This window comes from Corallococcus sp. 4LFB (assembly GCF_046520365.1).
GTDB lineage: Bacteria > Myxococcota > Myxococcia > Myxococcales > Myxococcaceae > Corallococcus > Corallococcus caeni.
Genome location: NZ_JBKGHJ010000688.1, coordinates 1 through 3452 on the forward strand (window position 1 = coordinate 1; position 3452 = coordinate 3452).

3 protein-coding genes are annotated in these 3452 nt (G+C 72.4%); 1 reads left to right on the forward strand and 2 read right to left on the reverse strand.

Annotated features, from left to right (window positions below):
- Positions 1-210 (reverse strand): hypothetical protein (locus ACLEQD_RS39560; protein WP_410391097.1); only part of this gene is annotated, 210 nt, incomplete at its 3' end.
- Positions 191-466, reverse strand: a complete 276-nt coding sequence (locus ACLEQD_RS39565) for a hypothetical protein (protein WP_410391098.1) — start codon at positions 464-466, stop codon at positions 191-193. The genes ACLEQD_RS39560 and ACLEQD_RS39565, both read right to left, overlap by 20 nt.
- 607 nt (positions 467-1073) lie before the next feature.
- Between ACLEQD_RS39565 and ACLEQD_RS39570 the strand changes: the two genes are divergently transcribed.
- On the forward strand, positions 1074-3452 hold a 2379-nt coding region (locus ACLEQD_RS39570), incomplete at its 3' end, for a glutamate synthase central domain-containing protein (protein WP_410391099.1).

Here is a 3452-nt window from a genome sequence, read left to right on the forward strand (position 1 = left end):
CCCGTGCGGCAGCACGCTGGCGAGGGGCCTGCCCAGGAGCGCGTCCGGCCCGGCGCCGAGCAGCGCGGCCGCGTTGGCGCTCACGACGCGGATGGCGTCCGTGTCCTTCCCGAAGGCGACGAGCACGCCCCGGGGTTGGATGCCGCCCAGCAGGTGGATGGGCTCACGGTCACAGACGCTGAGGTCGGCATCAGAGACGGACGGGGACATCGTGCTCTCGCATCAGCCAGGCGGCGAAGGTGTCGAAGGTGTCGCGGGCGCCCTGCACGACGGCCGCGTCGAAGGACTCGGAGGCCGCCCGTTCGGACGCCCGGGTGACGGCGTCACCGAAGGCGCGCCACATGGGGCCCACCCGGTCGCCATAGGCCCGGAAGAAGGCGAAGCGCCCCACGCGCGCGTCCGGACCGAAGTGGCGCGTCAGGTGGCGCAGGATGAGCTGGCCGCCCAACGTGGAGCCCTCCAGCACGTACGCGCAGCCCAGCGCCTCCGCCAGCCCCGGCAGGGCCGGCAGCGGGGACGCGCGCGGAAGCCGCGCGAGCGAGGCCGCGTCGTGCCCATGGCGCGCAGGTCCGCCTCCAGCAGCGGCGTCTTCCAGCGCGCTCCAGCTCCAGCGCCGGCTCCAGGGCCGACAGGGGCCCGGCGAGCAGCGCCTCCAGGGGCGCGTAGAGGCCGTGGAAGTCCTCCAGGTGGCGCTGGTAGTCCGCGGGCGTCAGCCGCGCGTCCATCAGACGCACCACGCCCTCCGTGCGCTCGTGGTGCGGGCGCGTCTCCGTCTTCAACCGCTGCAGCAGTGCCAAGGTCCCCGGAGGATGGGAAGCGGCGCGGCGGGTGGAAACAACCAACTGAGGCAAATGTCGTCCGTTCATCGCAGACGACTGTTGCCCTCCCATCGCTGCACGCGGCAAGGGGCGCACCGGGCGTGAGGTTTCACGTGGGGCCTGTTCCCCCGCCACCACTCCACGCGGTGACTCGACCCCCCGTCCCACCCTGTCTTTACGGGCCGCGACACGCCGCGTTAGCCTGCAAGCTCCACAGCTTGGCTTCCCGCGTCATGCGGGAAAGGGGTCCCGACGATGCCGTTCACCCTCCCTCCGCGCTACGGGCTGTACGAGCCGGAGACCGAGCACGACGCCTGCGGTGTGGGGTTCGTGGCCCACATCCGGGGGCAGCGTTCGCGGGGCATCGTGGAGGACGCGCTGGAGCTGCTCAACCGGCTGAGCCACCGCGCCGCCGCGGGGCGCGACCCGGAGACGGGGGACGGCGCCGGCATCCTGGTCCAGTTGCCGCACCGCTTCTTCAACCATGAGGCGCCGCGGCTGGGCTTCGAGCTGCCGCCGCGCCGCCAGTACGGTGTCGCGCAGGTGTTCCTGCCGCCGGAGCCGGAGGCGCGCCGCGCGTGCGAGGCGCTGTTCGAGGACGTGGTGGAGGAGGAGGGGCAGCGGCTGCTCGGCTGGCGTGACGTGCCGGTGGCGCCGGAGGAGCTGGGGCCGCTCGCGCGGCAGGCGGCGCCGGTCATCCGGCAGCTCTTCATCGCGCGCCGTCGCGTGGTGCCCAGCGCCTTCGAGCGCAAGCTCTACCGCATCCGCAAGCTGGTGGAGAACCGCGTGCTGGCGCGCGGCGTGGACCCGCGGGGGCGCTTCCACGTGGCCAGCTGTTCGTCGGAGACGCTCATCTACAAGGGGCTCTTGCTGCCCCGGCAGCTGCCGCGCTTCTACGCGGACCTGCGGCACCCGGAGTTCGTCAGCGCGCTGGCGCTGGTGCACTCGCGCTTCTCCACCAACACCTTCCCCACGTGGGAGCTGGCGCAGCCGTTCCGCTTCATCGCGCACAACGGTGAAATCAATACACTGCGTGGCAACCGCAACTGGATGACGGCGCGGCGCGGGCTGCTCCAGACGGCGAAGCTGGGCGGCAGCCTGGAGCCGCTGTGGCCCATCATCGTCCCGGGCAAGAGCGACTCCGCGCAGTTCGACAACATGGTGGAGCTGCTCTACCTGGGCGGCCGCACCCTGCCCCACGCGATGATGATGATGATTCCGGAGGCGTGGGAGGGGAACAAGGAGATGGGCGACGAGCGCCGCGCCTTCTACGAGTACTCCGCGTCCCTGCTGGAGCCGTGGGACGGGCCCGCCGCCATCGCGTTCACGGATGGGCAGCTCATTGGCGCGACGCTGGACCGCAACGGCCTGCGCCCCGCGCGCTACCTGGTGACGGAGGACGACCGCATCATCCTGGCGTCGGAGACGGGCGTCATCGACGTGCCCCCGTCGCAGGTGCGCCGCAAGGGCCGGCTGACGCCGGGCCGCATGCTGCTGGTGGACACGACGGAGGGGCGCATCCTGGAGGACGAGGAGGTGAAGCGTGAAATCACGTCACGCTGGCCCTACCGCCGCTGGCTCCAGCGCAACGTCTTCACCTTCGAGGACCTGCCCGCCGTCCCCGCCCCGGCGCGCCTGAAGGGCGAGGCGCTGTGGCGGCTGCAGCGCGCGTTCGGCTACACGGACGAGGACGTGCGCACCACGCTGGTCCCCATGGCGGAGACGGGCAAGGAGCCCACGGGCTCCATGGGCACGGACACGCCGCTGGCGGTGCTGAGCGACCAGGCCCCCACCCTCTTCAACTACTTCCACCAGCTCTTCGCGCAGGTCACCAACCCGCCCATCGACCCGCTGCGCGAGGCGCTGGTGATGACGCTGGCCACCGCGCTGGGCCCGGAGGGCAACACCTTCGAGGAGACGCCGGAGCAGTGCCACCGGCTGTCCCTGCCCGGCCCCATCCTCACCAACGGGCAGCTGGCGCGGCTGGCGAACCTGCGCGGCGACACCGGCCTCTTCGAGCCGCGCTCCTTGAGCCTGCTGTACCCGCACGCGGGCGGCGCGGCGACGGCGCTGGAGGTCGCGGTGGAGCGGCTGTGCACGGCGGCGGTGGACGCCGTGGACGCGGGCGCGAGCATCCTGGTGCTGAGCGACCGGGGCGTGGACTCCGCGCACGCGGCCATCCCCGCGCTCCTGGCCGTGTCCGCGGTGCACCAGCGGCTGGTGCGCGACGGCACGCGCATGTACACGGGCATCGTCCTGGAGACGGCGGAGGCGCGCGAGGTGCACCACTTCGCGTGCCTGTTCGCCTACGGCGTGTCCGCGGTGAACCCGTACCTGGCGCTGGACAGCTTGCGCGCGCTGGCGGACGCGGGCGAATTGAAGGCGGACGCGGACAAGGCGCAGGCCCAGTACCTCCACGGCCTGGAGGAGGGCCTGCTCAAGGTGATGTCCAAGATGGGCATCTCCACGCTCCAGTCGTACCGCGGCTCACAGCTCTTCGAGGCGGTGGGGCTCCAGCGCGGCCTCATCGAGAAGCACTTCACCGGCACGTCGTCGCGCGTGGAGGGCGTGGGCCTGCCGGAGCTGGGCCGCGAGGTGGCGGAGCGGCACGCGCGCGGCTTCGGCGCCGGGGCG